This window comes from Vibrio sp. OPT41 (genome assembly GCF_015163595.1).
GTDB lineage: Bacteria > Pseudomonadota > Gammaproteobacteria > Enterobacterales > Vibrionaceae > Vibrio > Vibrio alginolyticus.
Genome location: NZ_JADDYH010000067.1, coordinates 62,605 through 83,623, shown reverse-complemented (window position 1 = coordinate 83,623; position 21,019 = coordinate 62,605). Strand labels below are relative to the sequence as shown.

Below are 21,019 nucleotides of genomic sequence, written 5' to 3'. Positions count from 1 at the left end.
TAACCTCACTTCGTTACAGGAACCCCCGATGAAAACTCCATCTGTTCTGTCACTCTTACTCGCACTCGCCCCGACATTCGCCTTCTCTCATAACCTTTCTGTCGGTCAAACCACCCCTTCCGTCAGCATTGATACCGATGGCGAAATGACGCTGCAAGGAAACGATGTGGCTTATCAACCTTGGGCAACTCAGCAGATGTTAGGCAAAGTCCATGTGATACAAGCCATTGCAGGTCGTAGTAAAGCCAAAGAGATGAACGCGCCGCTGATGTCAGCAATCACTGCCGCTCACTTTCCTGAAGATCAGTATCAGACCACAACCGTGATCAACCAAGAAGACGCCATATGGGGAACCGGTACATTTGTAAAATCGTCGGCAGAGGACAGCAAAAAGACATTCTCTTGGTCTTCCATGGTGTTAGACAAAAATGGCGTATTAGCAACAACTTGGGATCTGCAGCAAGAAAGTTCTGCGATTATCGTACAAAATAAACAAGGTGAAATTTTATTCGTGAAAGAAGGGGCTTTAACTCAAGACGAAGTCACACACGTCATCGAACTGATTAAACAGAATATCTAAACCTAAGGTAAGGAAAAGTTATGAAACTGTTCAACACCATCGCACTCTGTCTTTTAGCGGCTGTAGCCTCTTTCCAATCGGTTGCAGGAGACAACGATTGGGATAAGATTGCAGATAAGACCGTCAGTTTTAAATCGGAAACCGACACAGTCAATCCACTGTCACCATTTGCTAACGCTCGTTTCAGCCACATAAAAATCAAATGTACGCAAGGTACGGTCGATCTGAAAAGCGTTAAAGTAATCATGAAAGATGGTCAGGAAAAGACGTTCGACAGTTTAGGGGTTCTGACTAAAGGCATGTCATCAAGAAGCTTAAGCCTACCAACAAAAGATAACGCGAAGTTAGACAAAATCGAGTTGAACTATGAATCGGTTGGCAGCACTGCGCTGCAAGTCGCGGGGGTGACCAAAAAAGCGCAAGTGGAAATCTTAGGTAAGAAAATCGACGAGTAAGCGATGGCTCAACGAACTCACCCAAACTAAAAACAGCGGCACTAGGCCGCTGTTTTCATTAAAAAATCGTCATGAATAACTAAATGAATTTCTTCAGCTTCGCCAAACCATAAGCAGCGATGGTGACACAATCTTTGATCGTACCGTCGATCATCATCTGTTCGAACTCCTCAACAGAAAAAGCGCGAGTGATCAAATCCTCTTCTTCACTGTCGAGTTGATTGCCCACGTCCGTTAAATCACTGGCGAAGTAGACGTGACATGTCTGATTCAAAAAGCCGTATGCGATAAACTGCGCGCCGACATACGCCATGGCGCTCGCCTGCATGCCCGTTTCTTCACGCAGCTCGCCTTTGGCAAGCTCAAGATGATCCGCATCTGGGTTTGATTCCCACGCCCCTTGTGGGATCTCCCAACAACGTTGACCTACGGTGTAACGGTACTGCTGAACCAAGTGAATCATCCCGTTATCGATAGCCAGAATCGCAGCACAATCAGGTTTGTCGACCACACCATAGATGCCCTCTGCGCCGCTCGGACGTAAAATTTTGTCCTCACGCACCGTCATCCACTTATTCTGGTAAACGACTTTGCTGTCTAGCTGTTTGATGTCTGACATGGTTATTCCTTGATTTTTCCGAGGGTTACTGCGGAATAATACCCGATTCGGTTACGCCACCAAAATGTTCTTTAGTTCACTCAAAGACTCAACGGTGTAATTTGGTGCGATACGCTCATCAACGCTTGCGCCTGTGGTATTTAACCAGCAAGTTTCAATACCAAAATTATTACCACCCAGAATATCGGAATGCAGGTTGTCACCCACCATCAGTACGCGCGTTTTGCATGGGTTGCCCATTTGCTGCATCGCGTATTCAAAAATACCTAAGTCCGGTTTTGCTACGCCCACTTGTTCAGAGATCACTACTTTATCGAAGTACTCAGTCATCCCTGTACGCTCAAGGCGAATCGCTTGCAACTCTGTAAAACCGTTGGTGATGATGCCCATTTTAGCTTTGCCTTGCAGCGCTTCCATCAGCTCTTTTGCACCTGGCAATAAGCTGCAAATATCGGCCATTGCTTCTAAAAATGCGCTATTGAGATCTGCTGTTGTGGTATTCAACTTCTCAGCCCACTCGGTAAAACGCTTATGTTTTAGCTCATCTGCCGTTACTTTGCCATCTTGGTAATCCACCCAAAGCGGTTTGTTTACGGTTTGGTAATGAGCAAAATCTTGTTCAGTAAAATCTACGCCTTTGCGAGAAAACATAAGCTGCAAACCTTTGAAAGCATCAAAGTGGAATAAGGTTTCGTCAGCGTCAAACAGGATCCAATCGTACTTCATTTTCTTCTTCCCAAAATCAAGGTCGTAATACTGGTGCATAGTCTAGATTGTTTTCTTCTTGAAGATAATCTCTATAATTGGAAATTAATTGTATCCTTGTGCTCAACAATAAATGCTTCACGATAATAGGAGATTGATGTGAACGCGATTGCCTCCCTGCCCGTTTTTGTTGCTGTTGTCGAATGCGGCAGCTTTTCCCTTGCGGCCAAACAGCTGAATCTGACGAAATCGGCGATCAGCAAACGCATCAACCAACTAGAAGACGATTTGGGCATTCGTCTCCTTAATCGAACTACGCGTAAGCTGAGCCTGACCGAAGCAGGAGAACGCTATTTTGAGTACGCTTCTCAAGCGCTCAATCTGGCCCAGCAAGGCGTGGACGCGGTATCGGAGCTGCAAGGATCTCCACAAGGTCGGCTCAAAATTACCGTGCCGATGTCTTTCGGTGTGCTGCATATCGCGCCTTTGATCAGCGAGTTTCTCGCTCGTTACCCGAAAATTGAAGTGGATTTAAACCTCGAAGACAAAATGGTCGATTTGGTTAAAGACGGTTTTGATTTGGGGATCCGTATTGGTGAACTCACCTCTTCCAATCTAATCGCAAAACGTCTCGCCCCTTGTAAAAGTGTGCTTTGTGCCTCACCAGATTACTTAGCGGAGTTTGGAACACCACAAAAACCAAGTGATTTAGTCGGTCACAACTGCCTGCGCTACTCCTATTTCCGTGGCGGCGTCGAATGGATGTTCATCAACAATGGCAGCGAATACAAGGTGCTTCCAAAAGGAAACTTTATCGTCAATAATAGCGAAGCCATTCGCCAGTTGCTGTTAAGAGGTTCGGGCATTGCGCAACTGCCGACGTTTATTGCAGGAAGAGACTTTGCCGCAGGAAATCTAAAACCGGTGATGGAAGAGTATTCTCTACCAGAACACGCCATTTATGCGGTGTTCCCTGAGCGCAAGCACATGCCGTTGAAAGTAAGAGCCTTTATCGATTTTATCAGCGAAAAACTCGGCACAGATTTACCTTACTGGGATCGTTACAACAGCCCAGAAAAATAACCATATTGATGATAAGTGAGTGAGATTTCACTACTGACATGTTCTGACATTCCATCCGCGTAACCTTATTTGGAACTCAACAGGCAATCCGCCAAAACCAATAAGGAATCACAATATGGAAACCGTTATCGAAACTGTGCAATTTCGTCTAACCACAGGCACAACAGAGCAAGACGTGATCGCCGCTGCCAAACAGTCACAAACGTTTGTGAAGAATCTGCCAGGCTTTTTGTATCGCTCACTCAGTCACGAAGCGACGGACGATGTGTGGACAGACATCATTTACTGGCGTTCAATGGACGATGCAAAACAGGCGGGAAAACAGATTAAGCAAGCCGTTGAATTTCAGCCTCTGTTATCGATGATTGACTGCGAAAGCTTCGAGCTTAAACATCACAACTTAAAAATGTGCAGTGAGCTAGAGAAGTAATCAGCCACACTACCACTAACAACCAGTAGGTCTAGATAAGGAACATCATGAGCAAATCAGAACGACTGTTTGAGCTACTGACGCTTCTGCGCGCAAAGCGTTACGCCGTGACAGCGAAAGAGCTCGCAGAAAGAATGGAAGTCAGCGAGCGTACGATTTATCGCGATGTTCAGTCGTTGCTTAGTTCTGGTGTTCCGATTCAAGGTGAAGCAGGTGTTGGCTACCTGTTGCAAGCTGGCTCTCATCTGCCGCCTTTGATGTTCTCAGAAAAAGAGATGATGGCGCTTGAACTGGGTATGCGGATGGTTCGAGCCTGGTCGGATGTTGAACTCGCCGAAGCGTCTCACTCTGCGTCCACCAAAATACTTTCGGTATTGCCCGATAAGCTCAAACAACAAGTGGAAGATTGTCCGCTGATTGTGCCCGATTATCACACCCAGTCCGAGACTGCCAAACGAGGGCAGCTTCTGCGCCACGCGATTGATCATCAGTTTAAGGTCAGTTTGGATTACCAAGATGAAAGCGGACAGGTGACCGAAAGAAAAATCCAACCGTTAGGCCAGTTCTTTTGGGGCAAAGTCTGGACGCTGGTCGCCTGGTGCGAATTGCGCGATGACTACCGCCAGTTCCGCCTCGACCGTATCCAAGCACTGCGTATGCACGATGAAGAGTTTCAGAGTGCGGAAACCAAATCTCTCAAACATTATATTGCGCAGTATGAATCGAAAGATTGAGTGTTCTTCATCCTTCCATCACAAGGATTCTAAATTGCTCTGCTCAATGCGAGATATTTGGAAAGGCACATTTAGTTAAACTAATGTTTCATTTTTAACAGATGCGCAACCAACCTAAGATCGTTAACTTAAGTAGCACGTCAACCACACCGGAGCGTGAAGCTATGAAAGTACTGATTCAATACACCCAAGCAGGGAAATATCGAGATCAAGCGTGGGAGTCTTTAACTCTTCGATCTAAAGGTGATATGCAGGCCGTTACCCCTTCTTATGCTGCCCAACTTATCGAACAAAGCAAAGCGACACTTGTGATGACTGAGGAGCAACAAATCGTTATTCATCCATAACCGACTATTAGCCTTGTTTAACCAACCTTTGTTAGTTGTGCAAGGCTTACATCTCGCCACCACACGTTATCCATTTTATACACGACCAACTATATTTACATAAAAATCAATAAAATAGATCTTATTTTCGTTCTCGACACTCCTCCAAAACGCCCTTACATTCATAGCTAAGATATAGGTTATCTGTTAGTCTCTTTATTTCTTCATGATAAGAATTAGGATAAAACCTTTGAAAAAGCATCGGTTTATTATAAGGATAGGTGCAATATGCAATTGATCTGGAACATTATTGGATACTTAATGTTCTCTGGTGTATTAGTTATTTTTTTTCAAACATTCTTTATAGGTATCATGCACCTTTTAATGCCAAAAGACATTGTCAATAGCTACTTTAAAGAACCTTATTTTAACACTTTCGAACTAGCTCTATTTACAGGTTGGCCTTACGCATTTTTCCGAACATTGATGTTTGTTCGTTTAATCGTTCAACCTAACTCAGGTAAAAAACGAAAGTTACCCGATGTATCCCAAGAGGTGCCTAGGTGGTACCGTCTATTATCCTTAATTTTAATATGGGTAATTATCATAAACTCTACAATGTTAGCGCTTGTATTTTTTATCGCAGGTTTTTTATCATTAGCAGATCATGTATGACCTTTACCTATCCAATTAAGTCTAATGTCACACTTTAAATGTAAATAACATTAAGAATTTCACACAAATAATAAATACATCAGCTAATTTATGGCTTTTTAAAATGAAAGTCTAGAATGCAAAAAAATAAAATTTTTAAATATAGTTTCTTGTTAATATCTATACAAATAAATTATTAGCTAGAGGTGCTCTGTGTCGGGATCTTTTAAGTATAAAATAAAAGTCATGATAACTTATCACCTATTATATTAAACATGTATGGTGCTCCATATGGTAGCAAGGACTATCAGATGGTACTGACTCATATAATGACATTAAACAAGCATATTTCAGATCCTAACCGCATTAGAGCAGGCGATATCATTTGGTTATCAGCTCTACCCAAATCAAGCTCTCAACTTAAAACTCAAAGTAACAATGCGTTACCTCCTAAAAGTATCGCGAAGCTAGGGACCTACCCAGCGTCTAAACCTCAAATGCCCAGCTCTCCTCCCCATAAAGTTTTGCCTCCCAATCTTCTCAGCTACAATCAACCTCCAAAATCAATCTCAAATCAAGTTCCACCGCAACATGCTGACATGTTTTGGGCGTTGGCATGGCTGGAAAACAACGCCAATATGATTACTATTCCAGGAGGTACCTTGATGGGTGCTACAGGGAACTTGATGAGTAAAGGAAATATTAAGCTCATTGAGAACATCAACGACCTTTACGCAAACTATAAAAACGGAGTAATAAGTAAAGGACAATATGATGGTCGACGTAAAAAACATTTAGACCTACTAAAGAAAAATGTTGGCCCTATGGAAAAGCTGCTATTTGGCAACAAAACGACTCACCAGTCTATTCGCATAGCTCGAAGTGGAGGGTTACCTGCGAATGCTCATATAGTTAAACAAGCCGAAAAACTGAATAAAATAGCTCAAGCATCTAAAGTGGGCGGACATGTTTTAGTCGGTGTTAGTCTGACGGCTTCCTGCATTCAGATTGCGAATACACAAGACCAACATGAGAAGAATGAAATTTTTGTTGAGTCAATAACTAGCACAGCTGTAGGAATGGGTACCAGCGCGTTAGTCGGTCTATTTTTAGTATCAAACCCTATTGGCTGGGGGACTGCCATTGTACTCGCTGCCGGTTCAACGGCTGTAGGTTATGCATCCGGTAAAGTGGCAAAAAGCTTTTATAATTCAATTGAAAGCAAGCCAAACTTAGTCGCTAGTACTGGAATAGAGTCTATATGCAGCAAGTAATCACATTTCTTTTTTACACTTTAATGACTGGTGTGATTATTATTTTCTTACAAACCATTTTTATCGGTGTCATGCACTTTCTGATGCCGAAGGAGATTGTTGGAAACTATTTTAAAAAACCATATTTTAATGAATTTGAGCTTTCTTTATTCACAGGGTGGCCTTACGCATTTTTCCGAACATTGATGTTTGTTCGTTTAATCGTTCAACCTAGCTCAGGTGAAAAGCGAAAATTACCTAATATTTCTAGAGAAGTACCAAAATGGTATCGTTATTTGTCGATTCTATTACTAGGTATTATCATTGTTAACTCTGTTGTCGTTGCCCTGACTTTATCAATTGGTGCCGTTCTTTTAGCAATTGAGTGAGGAATTAACATTAAAATATAACGATGTACTCGACGAAGAGAGCTCAGTCTGAACTCTCTAATCGCCAGAGTTATTGCATACTAACCTCTACTATTCTTCGTTGAGACGGCGAATCAACTTAGCTGGCGTGCCTCCGTATAGACAATCTGGCTGCACATCATGGTTAACGACCGAGTTCGCCGCAATCACCGAGCGAGCGCCAACTGTTACACCTTGGTTAATAACGGAGTTACCGCCAATCCACACATCATCTTCAATCGTGATGGGTTTACAAAACGTTTCCCAACGTCGGCGACTGCGGTAATCAACAGAATGAGAAGCGGTATAAAATTGCACGCTCGGTCCAATGAGCACGTGGTTCCCGATGGTAATTTTGGCACCATCGAGCATGACCACGTTCATGTTGATAAAGGTTTCTTCACCTATTTCGATGGTCTTACCAAATTCACAATGAAAAGGGGCCTGGACAATACAACGGCCTACCTTGCCAAATAGCTGCTTTTGCAATTCGTCGCGCTGACTTTCGTCGGTGTTATTATTGAGCGCTCTAAGTGCTTGAAGAGCATGGCTTCTAATGGCGTCAATTTCTTTGTCCATGCCATCAAAGACCTGGCCAGACATCATTTTTTCTAGTTCTGTCACTGGAAGACTCCTACAACCTGCAATTACTGCTTTCAGATTCTTCACAAGGTACGTGAACTGCGAAATAAAAAAAGAGAAAAGCCCGGACTTTTCTCTTTCCTGTTTTTATATTTTGTGGAGTCTGTCGGCTTACACAATTTCCCAGCTGTGGGCCATCTCAACACCTTCACCTAGCATTAAGCAAACCGAGCAGTATTTTTCTAGCGAGTCAGCCGCCACTTTTGCTACGACTTCTGGGTCAAGCTCGTCACCTGACACTTCAAAGTGGATATTCACTTGCGTAAAGATACGCGGCGCGGTTTCACGACGCTCTGTGGTTAGCTTGGCATTAACTGACGAAACCTTTTGGCCTGCTGTTTTCAAACCATCAACAACATCGACAGAGCTACAGCCACCAGCAGCCATTAGTACCATTTCCATTGGGCTTGGTGCGGTTGCACCACCATTGCCATCCATCACTACGGAGTGGCCCGACTGAGATTGCCCAAGGAATTTAAAATCTTCTATCCATTTAACTTCAGCTTGCATGATTTACCTCATTTAGCATCGCTTATTCAAGGCATCGTTGCCCTTACTAGCGGTGTGTTTCTTGTCGATACTTTAGCTCTATCGCATAAAAGGGCAACGGAATTTTCAACATTACTGTAATTTTTTCGCTCGGTTACCTTTCTCTATACGTAACACTTTTTATTTAAGTAACACTTTCTACAAAAATAACGATGAGGTAGCTATGAAGAATATGTCTAAGTTATTGGCCGGTTTCTCCTTCGCACTTCCAGTCTTGTTTCTACTATTGAGTAAAACAGGTACCGCCGATACGATGGATAAGCTGAAGGCTTCAGAGAATACAAGAATCGCAACGCTAGCTGGCGGTTGTTTCTGGTGTACAGAATCGGATTTAGAGCAACTGCCCGGCGTAATCGATGTTGTATCAGGTTATTCAGGTGGTCATATTGAAAACCCGACTTACCGCCAAGTCTCTTCTGGTAAATCTGGTCATATTGAAGTGATTGAGGTGAAGTACGATCCTGCTGTCGTGAACTACGAGCAAGTGCTGGACTACTTCTTCCGTCATATCGACCCTACCGACGATAAAGGTTCATTTGTTGACCGTGGTCCTCAATACCGTCCAGCGATCTTCTACCATAATGCGGAGCAAAAGCAGATTGCTAAGCAGTTTATGATGGAAATCGACAAGGCGATGATCTATCCAAAACCGTTGAAAACAGAGCTGATCGAGTTTGAAAAGTTTTACCCTGCGGAGTCGTATCATCAGGATTACTACAAGAAGAGTAGCTTGAAGTACAAATACTACCGCTACGCATCAGGTCGCGATAAATATCTCGACGAAGTATTTGGTGAAGATCGAAAAGAAAGCCCTAAAACACTTCGACAGTTGATTGAAGAAAAAAAGCTGTTTTCGAAAGTGAAAGCGTACAGTAAGCCTGCTCAGTCTGAAATCAAATCAAACTTAACAGAGCTACAGTATTACGTGACGCAAGAAGAAGGCACGGAGCGTCCGTTTGATAATGAATACTGGGACAACAAAGAAGCGGGAATTTATGTGGATATTGTGACCGGTGAACCGCTATTTTCTTCTACTGATAAATACAAATCTGGCACAGGTTGGCCAAGCTTTACTCGACCAATTAACCCGGGTTACATCGTGGAGAAAACCGATTATAAACTACTCTACCCTAGAACGGAGATCCGCAGTAAGTTTGGTGATTCACACCTAGGTCATGTGTTTAAAGATGGTCCGAAGCCGACGGGATTACGCTATTGCATGAACTCTGCTGCGATGAAATTTGTACCTGTGAACAAGATGGCGAGTTTAGGCTACGGCGATTACCTGTACCTATTTGATAAGTAGTTTTAGCCAAATTAGGAGTGAACATTCAGCGCGATGAAAGGTTTTAAATCCAACCTTCCCATGAAAGTCTGTCCGGTCTGTCAGCGCCCATTTTCTTGGAGAAAGAAGTGGGCGCGAAATTGGGAGGAAATCGTTTATTGTTCTGAGCGTTGCCGAAGAAATAAATCAACGAAAACGTAGGTCACTCCGACCCTCTCTGGAGTATGTTATTTCATTTGTATTAACGTTTGTACGCGTTCTCTTACCAAGGTAATAACGTCCCATCATAAGCCCAAAACGCCCCGCTATCTTGCGGGGTTGCTTTTTCTATCAAGCCTAATAAATCCTTAGCAACTCGCTCTGGCGTGAACAACTTTCCCTCTGGGACATTGGTTTGAAAAGGTGCCGACAAAGCGGTATCTGTGGTGCCAGGGTGAAGTGAAAGCACCGTGCCATGTTTGACCACTCTTTGCCATTCGATCGACATGGTTTTTAGGAACATGTTTAATGCGGCTTTCGATGCTCGATAGCTGTACCAACCACCTAACTGATTATCGCTAATGCTGCCAACTTTGGCCGAAATGGTCGCAAACTTGGGTGCAGTACTGCGCTTTAGCTTGGGCGTGAAGTATTTTGCCAACAGTAAACTTGGCAAAGTATTAACCGTGATGGTTTGCTGAAAGAAGTCTGCGTCGAGCGAGCTAAGATTCTTCTCAGGACCTTTCTCTTGGGTGTGCAACATACCAACACAGTTCACCAACCAATCGACGTGTTCAATCTGCTCACTGAACGCTTTTACCTGCTCGTCTTGCGATACATCCACTTGATGCCAAACGACATTTGGGTGTTGCCAATCTGGTTGCTGCTTACGATAAGTGGCATGCACGCGAGCTTGAGGAAACCGAGCTGCGGCTTCTCTCACCATCGCCAAACCAATTCCACCATTGCCACCGACGATGAGTATTTCCATCACAAGTTCTCCACGTTTTCTATGTAGTGCTCTGCGGTATCAAGAATCGCTTGGCGTTGTTGTTCTTCCATGTTGTCCCAAGAGCGGAAAATCATCCCGATTCGTGGATTGGCTGCGAGGCGCTTGTCGTGTTTGTTCATAAAGCGCCAATAAAGGCTGTTAAACGGACACGATCCTTCCCCACTCCTCGCCTTATTGTCGTAATGGCAACCCTTACAGTAGTCGCTCATTTTGTTGATGTAAGAACCACTCGCCGCGTAAGGTTTGGTGCCAACAATGCCGCCATCCGCAAACAATGCCATGCCACGAGTGTTCGGCATTTCGACCCATTCAATCGCATCAACATAGATACCGAGATACCACTCATCCACTTGATCTGGGTCGATCTCGGTTAGCAAGCAAAAGTTACCAGTGACCATCAAACGTTGGATGTGGTGTGCGTAGGCATAATCAAGGGACTGACCAATCGCATTGCGCATACAGGCCATTTTGGTTTCGCCACTCCAAAAGAAGTTTGGCAGCTTTCTTTCTGCGCCCAGCTCGTTCTTTTTCGGGTAATGAGGCATGTTCGCCCAATAGACGCCTCGGATGTACTCTCGCCATCCTAAGATTTGGCGAATAAACCCCTCAACTTGAGAAATGTCGATGTCCGCGTTGGAGTGAAATGCCTTGAGTGATGCATCAATGACTTCTCTCGGGTGCAGCAATTTGCTGTTGAGCGAGAATGAAATTCGGCTGTGATACAAGCTCCACTTAGCGTCGTGCTGGCCTGTCATAGCATCTTGAAAACGTCCGAATAACGGCAGACAGACTTGGCAGAAATGCGCGAGTAAAGAGAGGCTTTGCGCGCGATTAATCGGCCACAACAATTCCCCTTCGAGATTTCCGATAGTTTTGATGTCATGTCGTGCCAACCGCTCAGTAATATCGCGCACGTCGGTACTGAACATCAAAGGTTGTGGCAGTTGTTCAATGTCTTTGGCTTTGAGCTTGTTACGGTTATTGGCATCGTAATTCCATTTTCCGCCGACGGGTTTTCCGTCTTGCATCAAGATGTCGAAGCGCTTGCGCATACGGCGGTAAAAGTGCTCCATCATGATGTGTTTGCCTTGAGGAAACTGCGATTCTATCTCTTCAAACGGCAACAAAAAGTGTTCCGAATCGACACAACGCGCCACGACCCCATCAAGCTTTAGTTTGGCTAACTGCTCTAGTAAACGGTATTCATCCGGGCGTTGATATTCAAACTTACTTGCACCAACTTCGCTCACGTAGTGTTGCAAGACTTGCTCAAGATCGTCGAAGGATTGTGTGTCATCCAACGTGAGGTGCTGAACTTGGTGACCTTCACTCTGACGCTCTTTCGCAAACTGTTCCATTGCAGAAAAGAACGCACACACTTTCTGAATATGATGCGTGACGTAAGTATTCTCTTGCTTGAGCTCCGCAATCAGGTAAAGCACTTGCTCATCCGGTTGATGAAACCAAGAGTGCTCACTGTTAAGTTGATCGCCCAAGATCAATCGTACGGTTTCAAATTGCATTACGGTTTCTCCGACGACGAAGCTTTGTCACTGCTGCCCATCACAATCGGCCAATCGACCATGTCTACACTATCCAAATGCGCGCCAGGACAACGACCTTGCCACCTATCGATGAACTCCATGTGCGGATCGTACATTTCGGTTTGCTTTTCGAGGTTGAATTGTCGTGAACCACGCGGATCAGCACCAACGCCCGCTAGGTATTGCCAATTTCCCCAGTTTGATGCCACATCGTAATCAACCAGTTGTGACTCAAAGTACGCCGCGCCATAACGCCAATCGAGGCTAAGTTCATGCACCAAACAACTGGCGACTAACTGTCTGCCACGATTCGACATATAACCCGTTTCATTAAGTTGGTGCATACACGCATTGACGATAGGAAATGGCGTTTCACCTTTCTTCCATTGTTGGAAACGGTGCGCGTAAAAGCTAGTGAGTGGTGCTTGATTTTGGATGCCACCGAATCGGAACAGCTGCCGCTTGTATCGACGGGCATACCAATAAAAGTATTCACGCCAAAGCAGTTCGAAGTAAATCCAATAGGTTGAATCATTTGCACCACTCTCCGCTTCATAACGTTTCAACATGGCATAAATAGTTTTCGGAGAAACGCACCCATGAGCTAGCCAAGGAGAGAACTTAGTGGAGTAATCCATGCCATCTAAACCGTTGCGTGTTTGTTTGTATTCACTGGCTAGTGTGGACGCAAAATACTGGCGACAATGTTCAAGCCCGCGGCTTTCTCCACCATGAAACGCAGCTTTTGTGTCAAAGTAATATGCAGTAACGGAAGGAAGATTCACACCTAAAGGAATTGGAGGTAACGAACGGATACTCTCGTGGGGCCGAGAGATGTCTAAACCTTCAACTTGCTTTCTAAACTGCGTGAAAGTCGTAGGCAGTTTGCTCAAGTCAAATGGCAGTTGTTCTTCCCTTAACAGGGTCCGGATTGCTTGCTGTTTTATTTTTACATGAGAAGCGCCTTCAGCTACGCGATCTAACGCTTGTTGCTCATCCGAACCGGGAAAGGCGTCAGCATATATATGTGTGACGCCGAAGCGATTAACAGCATACTTGATTGCTTGATCGGGCGTCAGTTCAACCGCCCATAATCGCTGACCAAGGTGATTCAAAGATCGATTGAGTTCACTAAGCGATGAGTCGAGAAACTGCAATTTCGCGCGCCCGAAAGAGGCTTCCTGCGCAAAGTGATGCAAGTAAGGCGTCATTGAAGGGTAGCAATACAAGCAAATTAACTCGTCCATTTCTACACTGGCGCTTTTCAACAGTGGGTTGTCGTGCAATCGCAAGTCGTTCGTGAACCAATAAAGTCCTATTTTCTTTTTCAATTCGCACCCTCAGATGTTAATTCTTCGTCTACGAGTTCTTTTCACGGAGACCCTGACGTTAAGCCTTTTGATTTACTTGCTTTTATACGAAAACGAGAGTTTGACGATCATTAGGTTACTAACGTTTACACGGAATCCATTTGCTGGATATCTCAAAACACGCAATACCACCAAATGCCTGTACATGTTTCATACTGATATTTTATAAAATTTGAATCCAACGGTATTGATCACGATCTTAATCACTCATTTTCTATATAAACCATGCAAAAGTGATAAAAATTAAAGCGACATTAGTTAATATCCGTTAATCTAAGCCCAATCCCATTTTGCTAGTACCATCGCAGAAATGACCGACGAGTTTAAGAAATCAACCGCTAATTTAAAAAAAGCGGTCCCACTGATGATCAAAAACCATGTTGCTGCCACGCCAGCCAACTACGCGCTTTGGTATACCTACGTTGACAAGACCATTCCAGAACTCAACTTTGAGTTAGACATGGTGTTAGAAAACTACGGTATTTGCCCGCCAGCAACCAATAAACAGCTTTACAACAACTATGTGGCCAGCAAAGCAGAAACCAGCCTTGAAGATCTTAGAACCAATGTAGAAGTTCTGCTACACGAAGTATCCAGTTCAATGAGCGATACGATTTCAGATACTTCCTCCTTTTCCGAGATGGTAGACAAAAGCTTTAATAAACTGGAAAAAGTTGAGGACAATAGCCTAAGCATTGAAGAAGTGATGGTGGTGATTCGTCAACTTGTCGCAGAGTCACATGAAATTCGTCACTCAACAAAGTTTTTGAATAGCCAATTGACTAACGCGAGTGAAGAAATTTCTCGCCTCAAAAACCAACTGGCTGAAGTACAGCAAGATGCGTTGTTCGATGGTTTGTCAAACCTATACAACCGCCGAGCATTTGACAAAGATCTCTCTTCACTTATTGCATCAAATCAGGCAATGACCTTGATCATGCTTGATATCGATCATTTCAAATCATTTAACGACAATTACGGGCACCTTTTTGGCGATACAGTATTAAAAGCCATTGCCCGCCGGCTACAACAAAGCTGTCGAGATGGGATATGTGCGTACCGTTTTGGTGGTGAAGAATTCGCGTTAATTGTACCTAACAAATCTCTGCGAATTGCTCGCCAATATGCAGACACACTACGCCGGATGATAGAAAAACTGCGTATCAGAGATAAGCGCTCAGGCACACAAGTTCACAGCATTACAGCTTCTTTTGGGGTAGCAGAATTTGAGCCGGGTGATACGCCTGAAGCCTTAATCAATAAAGCCGATAAACAGCTTTATGAAGCAAAACAACTCGGTCGTAACCGCGTGATGCCAATTTAAATAAACTGACTAAGCGAAAACGACTTTTACGATGAAAAAGAAAACCCCGCGACGTAAAGTGCGGGGTTTTTATATCCAATCATGAGTATCTTAATCGACGCTGTAGCAGTAACTTAGAATGTAGTCGTCACCATTTTTTGCGGTATATTCTTTATCTTCACTGCATGCCATCGGCTTACCTTTTTTGTCGCCTTTGATTAGGCTTATCCAATGGCGCATCGCAGTTGGTGCATTGCCAGTTAGTTCAGGATGAAACGTCGTGCGAGTTTCCAATTGAATATCGTCAATGTCCACTAATTCCACGCAACCAGTGCCTTTGTGACAGCCAAACAGCACTTCGACATGATTGCCCGAATCATCTTTAAACAAAATCGACTTTGGATCTTCCTTTTCACCAGTGTACGCCACGAAGTGTTTTGGGCTTTTCAGGCCGCTGTGTGTACCGTCTTTGAAATAAGCCAAAACATGGCGGTAATCAATCACGTAACTTGATACATCTTGGTGCGACCCGTTCTCCAATGGGAACATGCGGTCAAGCAGTTGCTTCGCTTTTACTTGTTTCTCACTCTGCTGCTCAGCACTTACCGCTTCGACGGCAAATACGGCTTCAGCGATAAATGGGCGTTGTTGTTGTTGCATCTCTTTTTTATCGAAGTTCAGCATATTCATCGTCATATCCTCGCACTTAAAAACTCGTCCTAGAGTAAAAACTTAAATCCTTTATTTAAGTTTCAGGCAATTCTGTGAAGTGGATGGTTAATTTCCTTGCCTGCTCATTATGTAGACTAGCGAAATATTGACTACAATTTCACAACAAAAATTTTACAATGTGAATTTTACAAAATGTCTGTGTCAAAAAGCCTTATTCGTCAGTCTCATTTTCTTGGTACGAAAATTCGTAACCTAAGAAAAAACAACCATTTAACGATGGAAGATTTATCTGCCCGTTGTGTAAGAATTAATCCTGAATACGCTCCGTCGGTTTCTTACCTTTCGATGATTGAGCGCGGAAAACGCGTACCGAGTATCGATATGCTCGAAGTGATCGCGGAAGTTTTTCAAAAAGATCCGGCGTGGTTTTTAGATGATGAACCCGAATTAGAAGCCATCACACCCAACAAAGGAAATCGTGGCGGGATTAGTGGCATGGCGTTGGAGCCGAGCTTCCTGTTCTCCAATGATATTCTTCAAATCGCGATACCAGAAATGCTCTCCCAAACAGGTATCACGGGGCGTCAGTTTGCTCATCTCTTGATTCGAGCACACCAAGAAAACCATCAAAACCATTTTCCTGATTTAGAGCGCGCCGCCGAAGAGGTCGGCTTGAAGCGGTTGAATCTATCTGTAGAGGATCTCGTAGACATTGCAAAGAGTATGGGATTGGATATCCGCTGGGTTGATCGAGCGCCACAAGATGTGATTGATGAACTGGGCGTCAGCGCCAAACAGTTGATTACGTCTTTCATGGAGCCACCTGGGACTATTTATCTCAATAAACGAATGCGTGACTATCCAACCCGATTGAAGTATGACTTGGCGGTATATATCGGCCATCGAGTGCTCCATAGCAGCGATGCAATGAATAACGTTTTATCTATCGGGCATCAAAACAATTGGGAGCAAATGGACAGCCCTGTGTCGAACTCTGAACTCAATTCGCAAGATATCCTGCAAGCTTGGCGTGATTTTGAGTCTAGCTTTTTTGCTGGTGCCTTGCTTTGCCCCAAAGTACCATTTCGTCAGTTGCTTGACCGCTCCGGTTACGAAATTGATGTTCACAAAAAGGCCGGCGTTTCTCCTTCCGTTGCAATGCGTCGCATGACGGTGGTCTCGCCTTACCCTCATTGGCACTATTTTGATGCCTATGGCCCCGGCAAGTTAAAAGCAGTGTATCGAGGAAATGGTATTCCATTGCCTTGGGGCAACATGCGCAAAGTAAACGACCCTTGCCAGCACTGGGCGGTATTCCGACGCCTTTCCCAGCCTTTGGATACCAGTTCAGCGCAAATTTCGATTTTAAATGTTGGCGACGAGCCACGTATCTACTGCTGCGAATCGGTCAACGTATTTGACCCTGCGGGAAATAATCGCGTGCTATGTGCCGGTATTGATCTTAACCCTGCTATTTCTGCACAAGGTGGCGATGCCGTTTCCATAGCGGAAGAACTTAAGTCCCTTTGTGTCGCTTCCGGCGGAAGTAGTGTTATTCCTCCCCACATCAAAAAAGACTTAACGACTATCGCTAAGATATTAAACATCAACTGGATAGAGCGCGGGATTCAAACCCAAGCAAGGTTGATCTGCTCCAGAGGGGCGGTTTGTCCAAGACAACCTAGTTGTTACAGCAAGTGCGGAGAAGCTGATGAGACGGGCAGCGACGTGAATATCATCGGGCTTTAGAAAGAAAAAACGCCAATCACAATAAACGTGATTGGCGGTATATACTTGTGAACAATTTGTATTCACTAACAACGTCAGTTGGCTAGGTGACCCTCGGCTTAATAAGGGTCACTCTAAGTAAAGCACGATGCGTGCCAACTTTAAAAAAGCCGTTTTTTAGTAGATCCAGATGCATATCGTTGCTTTATTAACCATTAATTTCGCAAACTGCATTTGCAAAATGCAACATTATGCAAATATGCCACTGAATGCACTGCTAATAACGACTCTCTCAGCAAAGTGTCTGTGAACATATGAAGTCACATACTCTTGTACCTCAATGATGATGAGATTTCGGGCTCCCAACTTTACCATTCTTCTAACCCCTTATTGAAACTGGGTTCAGGCTCATCCGCCATGCTTTTGTTGATACATTCTCTCATCGGCTATTTTCATCATTTGCTCAGGAGATGACATTTTCGGGTCAAATATCGCGTACCCAATACTGGCTTTCAAATAGATAAGCGTTTCATCGTAAATGACGGGCGTCGAGCATAGCGCTAATCGAAGTTTTTGTAGAAGGGACTGAACATTTTCTTCCGTTCCAGGGTGATGGACTACAACTAAAAACTCATCACCGCCCATTCTGGCCACGATGTCTGATTTACGCAGAGAGCTTTTTACCCTTTCAGCCGTAGCGATTAAAACTTTGTCACCTGCGTCGTGACCATAGGTATCGTTAATGTGTTTAAACCTATCTAGGTCAATATTAATTAAGGCGAAGCTATAACGCTTTTTATAACGTTTCGCTATTTCGAACTGCTGCTTGTAAAACTTCATAAAATAGCGACGGTTTGGTAAATGCGTGAGTTCATCGTGTAAAGCTCTGTCATCTGCAATGGTATACAGTCGATAAATGGCGAACAGCGCGAGGCTAAGTGCGAATATAATGGGATAGCCGATTACTCTAGCTAAATGCAACTGATGCCAAGAGATTTGGCGATCAGCTTTGCCTCCAGAGAAAACCACCATACTCCACCCACCATAAGGAAAATGAACCATCTCTTTTGCATATGCCATGCTATTTAAACTTTGCGCGCCAAAGAAAGCATCACCAAATGAGCCACCGCTATCGTAACCACGGATCATTAAAGGGTAACGATACGAGAAATCAATTACGCCGGTTTCTCTCATCAGAGCATCGAAATCAATCACCGCACTGATCACTCCCCAGTAGTCCTGATTCATTGGAGGATCAAGAAAAACAGGCACACGCACGATCAAACCTCGGCCACCTTGAATCAAAGTCACTGGCCCTGCGATGAAAATTTCTTGTACATCCTTGGCTTTTTGCACCTGTACCCACTGCTGTGGCACTGCGCGGTAATCAAGGCCGATTAGGCGCTCATTACCTTGGCGTGGAAATACATGACTAATTACATCATTTTTCGCGATACCGATGATTGTAATATGTTTACTTTTATTTAGGATTCGGTGAGCGGCGATACTCAATTCTTCTTCTTGGTTTTTAGGAAGTAAAGTAATGAGTGTCGCTAAAGTACTGGCTTTGTAGATATCCGCCATAAGTACCGCTTCCAAATTGGAACGGAGAATGGAAAGTTGTTCTTTGGCCTCAACTTGAACTCGCTCTTTGTGAAGCTCTTGCTGGTTTCGATTTAACAGCTCAATAACCCCAATACACAAAGCGAAAAAGGTGAGGAAGAACAATGCAAAATAGCATCGCTTTCTGGGTAAATAACGCATTTTCTCCCCACAACTCGTATACAACTACGAGATTTTTTATTTATTGTTAAAATTCTTATTATCACAAGAATAACCAATCATAATCAGAAAGGTAACAGTGATTGACAACTTTTATGTTTTAGGTGTGAGATGATGCATCAACAAGGCGATTTATTTGGCGGCGATCTATGGCAAGAAGTAGAAAGAGGAAAACTTTATTATGATCCTCATTTTCTTAGCCATCTTGAGGCGGATAATTACTTTGACCAACTTCGAAAGACACTGCCATGGCACCAAGAACACATTACTATGTTCGGCAAGTCAGTACTTCAACCTCGCTTACAAGCGTGGCACGGTGATGCAGCATATACTTACTCAGGCTTAACCATGCAGCCTCACCCTTGGACTCCTGAGTTAACTCAGCTCAAAGTGCGTTGTGAATCAGTTGCTGATGTCACTTTTAATTCTGTTCTCGCTAACTTATATCGACACGGGCAAGACTCAATGGGCTGGCACCAAGATAATGAACCAGAGTTAGGTAGAAACCCTGTTATCGCATCTTTGAACTTAGGTGAAACACGTCGATTTTTGCTTAGAAATTTACATTGTAAAACTGAGATTGGATATGAGCTTTCTCACGGCTCCTTACTGATTATGGCTGGCGAGCTCCAGCATCACTGGAAGCACTGCGTACCAAAAACCGCGAAAACCAAAGATGAACGTATCAACCTGACTTTTAGGCAAATTTTCAACTATTGACTCAGCTTTTACATTCTCAATTAATATTGATGGTAGGTTTAGGTTCAGGACTTCATAGGGAATGGATTTATGCGTATTAAACCTCTTAGCTTAGCGGTCTTACTCTTTTACTCACTTACCTTTGCTGCTCAGGCATCACAGGAAGACGTACCGCTTCTCGATAATACTCAATCAGCGCAGTTGATTCGTAGTACCTACGAACAAGAACTGTTCACTTTCCCGGCGTTTAAAGAGGGCCATTTTGGCTTACGCATGTACCGCCAAACATTAGATGAGAAATATCACGCTGCCATTTGGACCGACATGGCACAAGTAGCCAGCCGGTTAAACCTATTTGCTAATGAAGTCGTTGAACCAGAAGACATCATTCTCTATTCATCTCAAAGGTTGACCACGTATCAAGAGAAAGAAACCGAACGAGGGCAGCGACGCTATACCGTGACTAAACACCATCCTGAGTACCTTTATCTTGGTGTGGATTTGCTTGGCGCAATGGCAAGAGCAAACGAATATGGCCTACAACATAAACAAGACAAAACGCTGAGAAAAATTATTAGGCGCTACGATTTCTCGCGTTACGTTACGGACAAAGAGATGATAGAGGCATGGGCAGCTCAGCTTGCAAACCAAGTCTACTGGCTTCGTCAGCTAGGAGAGCAAGATGTGGTCGAGGAATTCACTCAAACCTTCCGGAACACCTACCCCGACGATAAAGATAAGATGCTTTCAGCTCAGCAGTATTGGAACAAACTCTATGGTATGACGCACATCATCTTTGCCGATTCACAGTATTATCAGGAGCGAGTAAGCGAGAAGAAACACCAATGGATTTATGATTACTTTCGCAACAACATCGACACTATCCTACTGCGCGCCAAAGAAGACGTGATTGCGGAAGTCGGCATTTCGTTTTTGTTAGCAGGCTTGGACCATGATCCGGTCGTAAAGAAGACCCGCCAAGCCATTCGTCATGCAATCAACGCAGAAAAAGGGATGATTCCGTCGGTCGACGGTAACTTTGATCTCAAGTACGGCGAACACCGTAACGTGCTAGCCATCATGCTGCTCGATTGGAAAGGGGTACATAAAGCGCCAACTTATCAAGAGCACCCAGAGGCTTTTAAATCGATACCTTACGGCTTAATGCCCAAGCCTTAGAAATAACAAAACCCGCCATTTAGGCGGGT

24 protein-coding genes are annotated in these 21,019 nt (G+C 44.0%); 15 read left to right on the top strand and 9 right to left on the bottom strand.

What is annotated here, in order from left to right; genetic code table 11:
* Window positions 1-28 precede the first annotated feature (28 nt).
* Window positions 29-580, top strand: coding sequence for a YtfJ family protein (locus IQP38_RS22095; RefSeq protein WP_053307146.1), 552 nt, complete (start codon window positions 29-31; stop codon window positions 578-580).
* Between the two features lie 20 nt (window positions 581-600).
* Window positions 601-1,035, top strand: a complete 435-nt coding sequence (locus tag IQP38_RS22090; protein WP_005480927.1) for a hypothetical protein — start codon at window positions 601-603, stop codon at window positions 1,033-1,035.
* Window positions 1,036-1,114: 79 nt separating this feature from the next.
* Here IQP38_RS22090 and IQP38_RS22085 read toward each other — a convergent pair whose 3' ends face one another.
* Both IQP38_RS22085 and yjjG read right to left on the bottom strand, forming a co-directional pair.
* Entirely contained in the window at window positions 1,115-1,654 is a 540-nt protein-coding gene (locus tag IQP38_RS22085; RefSeq protein ID WP_020834877.1) for an NUDIX domain-containing protein, read from the bottom strand.
* Window positions 1,655-1,705: 51 nt separating this feature from the next.
* Complete coding sequence (gene yjjG / locus IQP38_RS22080; protein ID WP_005374109.1) at window positions 1,706-2,380, bottom strand: pyrimidine 5'-nucleotidase; 675 nt, start codon at window positions 2,378-2,380, stop codon at window positions 1,706-1,708.
* Between the two features lie 138 nt (window positions 2,381-2,518).
* On the opposite strand from yjjG, the gene IQP38_RS22075 reads away from it, so the two are divergent.
* The 7 genes from IQP38_RS22075 (at window position 2,519) to IQP38_RS22045 (ending at window position 7,228) form a co-directional block, all read left to right on the top strand.
* Window positions 2,519-3,442 carry a LysR family transcriptional regulator gene (locus tag IQP38_RS22075; protein WP_053307145.1) on the top strand — a complete coding sequence of 308 codons (924 nt, stop codon included), beginning with the start codon at window positions 2,519-2,521 and terminating at the stop codon, window positions 3,440-3,442.
* Window positions 3,443-3,557: 115 nt separating this feature from the next.
* Complete coding sequence (locus tag IQP38_RS22070) at window positions 3,558-3,872, top strand: hypothetical protein (RefSeq protein ID WP_053307144.1); 315 nt, start codon at window positions 3,558-3,560, stop codon at window positions 3,870-3,872.
* 47 nt (window positions 3,873-3,919) lie between these two features.
* Complete coding sequence (locus IQP38_RS22065; protein WP_025547493.1) at window positions 3,920-4,606, top strand: helix-turn-helix transcriptional regulator; 687 nt, start codon at window positions 3,920-3,922, stop codon at window positions 4,604-4,606.
* 164 nt (window positions 4,607-4,770) lie between these two features.
* On the top strand, window positions 4,771-4,953 hold the full coding sequence (locus tag IQP38_RS22060) for a hypothetical protein (RefSeq protein WP_021035913.1): 183 nt from the start codon (window positions 4,771-4,773) through the stop codon (window positions 4,951-4,953).
* Between the two features lie 267 nt (window positions 4,954-5,220).
* Complete coding sequence (locus IQP38_RS22055; RefSeq protein WP_193838040.1) at window positions 5,221-5,607, top strand: hypothetical protein; 387 nt, start codon at window positions 5,221-5,223, stop codon at window positions 5,605-5,607.
* 290 nt (window positions 5,608-5,897) lie between these two features.
* Entirely contained in the window at window positions 5,898-6,860 is a 963-nt protein-coding gene (locus IQP38_RS22050; protein ID WP_053307143.1) for a glycine zipper family protein, read from the top strand.
* Window positions 6,848-7,228 (top strand): hypothetical protein, encoded by a 381-nt coding sequence (locus tag IQP38_RS22045; protein WP_005374128.1) that lies wholly within the window; start codon window positions 6,848-6,850, stop codon window positions 7,226-7,228. The genes IQP38_RS22050 and IQP38_RS22045 overlap by 13 nt, the downstream gene beginning before the upstream one ends.
* A 90-nt stretch (window positions 7,229-7,318) precedes the next feature.
* Here the strand turns inward: IQP38_RS22045 and IQP38_RS22040 are convergent, their stop codons facing one another.
* Together IQP38_RS22040 and IQP38_RS22035 are read right to left on the bottom strand one after the other, a co-directional pair.
* The gene (locus tag IQP38_RS22040) at window positions 7,319-7,870 is read right to left on the bottom strand and encodes a sugar O-acetyltransferase (RefSeq protein WP_193838039.1); all 552 of its coding nucleotides are present in this window, start codon (window positions 7,868-7,870) and stop codon (window positions 7,319-7,321) included.
* A gap of 129 nt (window positions 7,871-7,999) precedes the next feature.
* A complete protein-coding gene (locus IQP38_RS22035; RefSeq protein WP_053307141.1) occupies window positions 8,000-8,398 on the bottom strand; it encodes an OsmC family protein in 399 nt (132 codons plus the stop codon).
* Between the two features lie 202 nt (window positions 8,399-8,600).
* On the opposite strand from IQP38_RS22035, the gene msrB reads away from it, so the two are divergent.
* The gene (gene msrB / locus IQP38_RS22030; protein ID WP_053307140.1) at window positions 8,601-9,743 is read left to right on the top strand and encodes a peptide-methionine (R)-S-oxide reductase MsrB; all 1,143 of its coding nucleotides are present in this window, start codon (window positions 8,601-8,603) and stop codon (window positions 9,741-9,743) included.
* A gap of 33 nt (window positions 9,744-9,776) precedes the next feature.
* Window positions 9,777-9,923: a DUF2256 domain-containing protein gene (locus IQP38_RS22025; RefSeq protein WP_005374142.1), complete on the top strand. Its 147-nt coding sequence runs from the start codon at window positions 9,777-9,779 to the stop codon at window positions 9,921-9,923.
* 61 nt (window positions 9,924-9,984) lie between these two features.
* On the opposite strand, the gene IQP38_RS22020 is transcribed toward IQP38_RS22025, so the two are convergent.
* The 3 genes from IQP38_RS22020 to IQP38_RS22010 are packed head-to-tail and all read right to left on the bottom strand — an operon-like array spanning window position 9,985 to window position 13,588.
* Window positions 9,985-10,692: an SDR family oxidoreductase gene (locus IQP38_RS22020; protein ID WP_017819732.1), complete on the bottom strand. Its 708-nt coding sequence runs from the start codon at window positions 10,690-10,692 to the stop codon at window positions 9,985-9,987.
* Window positions 10,692-12,236, bottom strand: a complete 1,545-nt coding sequence (locus tag IQP38_RS22015) for a cryptochrome/photolyase family protein (protein WP_053307139.1) — start codon at window positions 12,234-12,236, stop codon at window positions 10,692-10,694. Before IQP38_RS22015 ends, IQP38_RS22020 begins: the two co-directional genes overlap by 1 nt.
* A complete protein-coding gene (locus IQP38_RS22010) occupies window positions 12,236-13,588 on the bottom strand; it encodes a DASH family cryptochrome (RefSeq protein WP_047102819.1) in 1,353 nt (450 codons plus the stop codon). Before IQP38_RS22010 ends, IQP38_RS22015 begins: the two co-directional genes overlap by 1 nt.
* Before the next feature lie 349 nt (window positions 13,589-13,937).
* Between IQP38_RS22010 and IQP38_RS22005 the strand changes: the two genes are divergently transcribed.
* Complete coding sequence (locus IQP38_RS22005) at window positions 13,938-14,951, top strand: GGDEF domain-containing protein (RefSeq protein WP_047102820.1); 1,014 nt, start codon at window positions 13,938-13,940, stop codon at window positions 14,949-14,951.
* A 90-nt stretch (window positions 14,952-15,041) separates the two neighbouring features.
* On the opposite strand, the gene IQP38_RS22000 is transcribed toward IQP38_RS22005, so the two are convergent.
* A complete protein-coding gene (locus IQP38_RS22000) occupies window positions 15,042-15,620 on the bottom strand; it encodes a malate synthase (protein WP_005374156.1) in 579 nt (192 codons plus the stop codon).
* A 174-nt stretch (window positions 15,621-15,794) separates the two neighbouring features.
* Between IQP38_RS22000 and IQP38_RS21995 the strand changes: the two genes are divergently transcribed.
* A complete protein-coding gene (locus IQP38_RS21995) occupies window positions 15,795-17,351 on the top strand; it encodes a DUF3612 domain-containing protein (protein WP_080773721.1) in 1,557 nt (518 codons plus the stop codon).
* Between the two features lie 387 nt (window positions 17,352-17,738).
* Here IQP38_RS21995 and IQP38_RS21990 read toward each other — a convergent pair whose 3' ends face one another.
* The gene (locus tag IQP38_RS21990) at window positions 17,739-19,094 is read right to left on the bottom strand and encodes a diguanylate cyclase (protein ID WP_193838038.1); all 1,356 of its coding nucleotides are present in this window, start codon (window positions 19,092-19,094) and stop codon (window positions 17,739-17,741) included.
* Window positions 19,095-19,226: 132 nt separating this feature from the next.
* On the opposite strand from IQP38_RS21990, the gene IQP38_RS21985 reads away from it, so the two are divergent.
* A complete protein-coding gene (locus IQP38_RS21985; RefSeq protein ID WP_053307137.1) occupies window positions 19,227-19,832 on the top strand; it encodes an alpha-ketoglutarate-dependent dioxygenase AlkB family protein in 606 nt (201 codons plus the stop codon).
* A gap of 69 nt (window positions 19,833-19,901) precedes the next feature.
* On the top strand, window positions 19,902-20,990 hold the full coding sequence (locus tag IQP38_RS21980) for a DUF3541 domain-containing protein (RefSeq protein ID WP_005374164.1): 1,089 nt from the start codon (window positions 19,902-19,904) through the stop codon (window positions 20,988-20,990).
* The last annotated feature ends 29 nt before the right edge of the window (window positions 20,991-21,019 follow it).

Bases quoted from the DNA above. Each gene is read 5' to 3' on its own strand.
- IQP38_RS22005 (WP_047102820.1), top strand. From the start codon at position 13,938: ATGACCGACGAGTTTAAGAAATCAACCGCTAATTTAAAAAAAGCGGTC.
- IQP38_RS21990 (WP_193838038.1), bottom strand. From the start codon at position 19,094: ATGCGTTATTTACCCAGAAAGCGATGCTATTTTGCATTGTTCTTCCTC.
- msrB (WP_053307140.1), top strand. From the start codon at position 8,601: ATGAAGAATATGTCTAAGTTATTGGCCGGTTTCTCCTTCGCACTTCCA.
- IQP38_RS22090 (WP_005480927.1), top strand. From the start codon at position 601: ATGAAACTGTTCAACACCATCGCACTCTGTCTTTTAGCGGCTGTAGCC.
- IQP38_RS22085 (WP_020834877.1), bottom strand. From the start codon at position 1,654: ATGTCAGACATCAAACAGCTAGACAGCAAAGTCGTTTACCAGAATAAG.
- IQP38_RS21985 (WP_053307137.1), top strand. From the start codon at position 19,227: ATGCATCAACAAGGCGATTTATTTGGCGGCGATCTATGGCAAGAAGTA.
- IQP38_RS21995 (WP_080773721.1), top strand. From the start codon at position 15,795: ATGTCTGTGTCAAAAAGCCTTATTCGTCAGTCTCATTTTCTTGGTACG.
- IQP38_RS22025 (WP_005374142.1), top strand. From the start codon at position 9,777: ATGAAAGGTTTTAAATCCAACCTTCCCATGAAAGTCTGTCCGGTCTGT.
- IQP38_RS22095 (WP_053307146.1), top strand. From the start codon at position 29: ATGAAAACTCCATCTGTTCTGTCACTCTTACTCGCACTCGCCCCGACA.
- IQP38_RS22020 (WP_017819732.1), bottom strand. From the start codon at position 10,692: ATGGAAATACTCATCGTCGGTGGCAATGGTGGAATTGGTTTGGCGATG.
- IQP38_RS22055 (WP_193838040.1), top strand. From the start codon at position 5,221: ATGCAATTGATCTGGAACATTATTGGATACTTAATGTTCTCTGGTGTA.
- IQP38_RS22070 (WP_053307144.1), top strand. From the start codon at position 3,558: ATGGAAACCGTTATCGAAACTGTGCAATTTCGTCTAACCACAGGCACA.
- IQP38_RS22015 (WP_053307139.1), bottom strand. From the start codon at position 12,236: ATGCAATTTGAAACCGTACGATTGATCTTGGGCGATCAACTTAACAGT.
- IQP38_RS21980 (WP_005374164.1), top strand. From the start codon at position 19,902: ATGCGTATTAAACCTCTTAGCTTAGCGGTCTTACTCTTTTACTCACTT.
- IQP38_RS22035 (WP_053307141.1), bottom strand. From the start codon at position 8,398: ATGCAAGCTGAAGTTAAATGGATAGAAGATTTTAAATTCCTTGGGCAA.
- IQP38_RS22060 (WP_021035913.1), top strand. From the start codon at position 4,771: ATGAAAGTACTGATTCAATACACCCAAGCAGGGAAATATCGAGATCAA.
- yjjG (WP_005374109.1), bottom strand. From the start codon at position 2,380: ATGAAGTACGATTGGATCCTGTTTGACGCTGACGAAACCTTATTCCAC.
- IQP38_RS22050 (WP_053307143.1), top strand. From the start codon at position 5,898: ATGGTACTGACTCATATAATGACATTAAACAAGCATATTTCAGATCCT.
- IQP38_RS22045 (WP_005374128.1), top strand. From the start codon at position 6,848: ATGCAGCAAGTAATCACATTTCTTTTTTACACTTTAATGACTGGTGTG.
- IQP38_RS22000 (WP_005374156.1), bottom strand. From the start codon at position 15,620: ATGAATATGCTGAACTTCGATAAAAAAGAGATGCAACAACAACAACGC.
- IQP38_RS22065 (WP_025547493.1), top strand. From the start codon at position 3,920: ATGAGCAAATCAGAACGACTGTTTGAGCTACTGACGCTTCTGCGCGCA.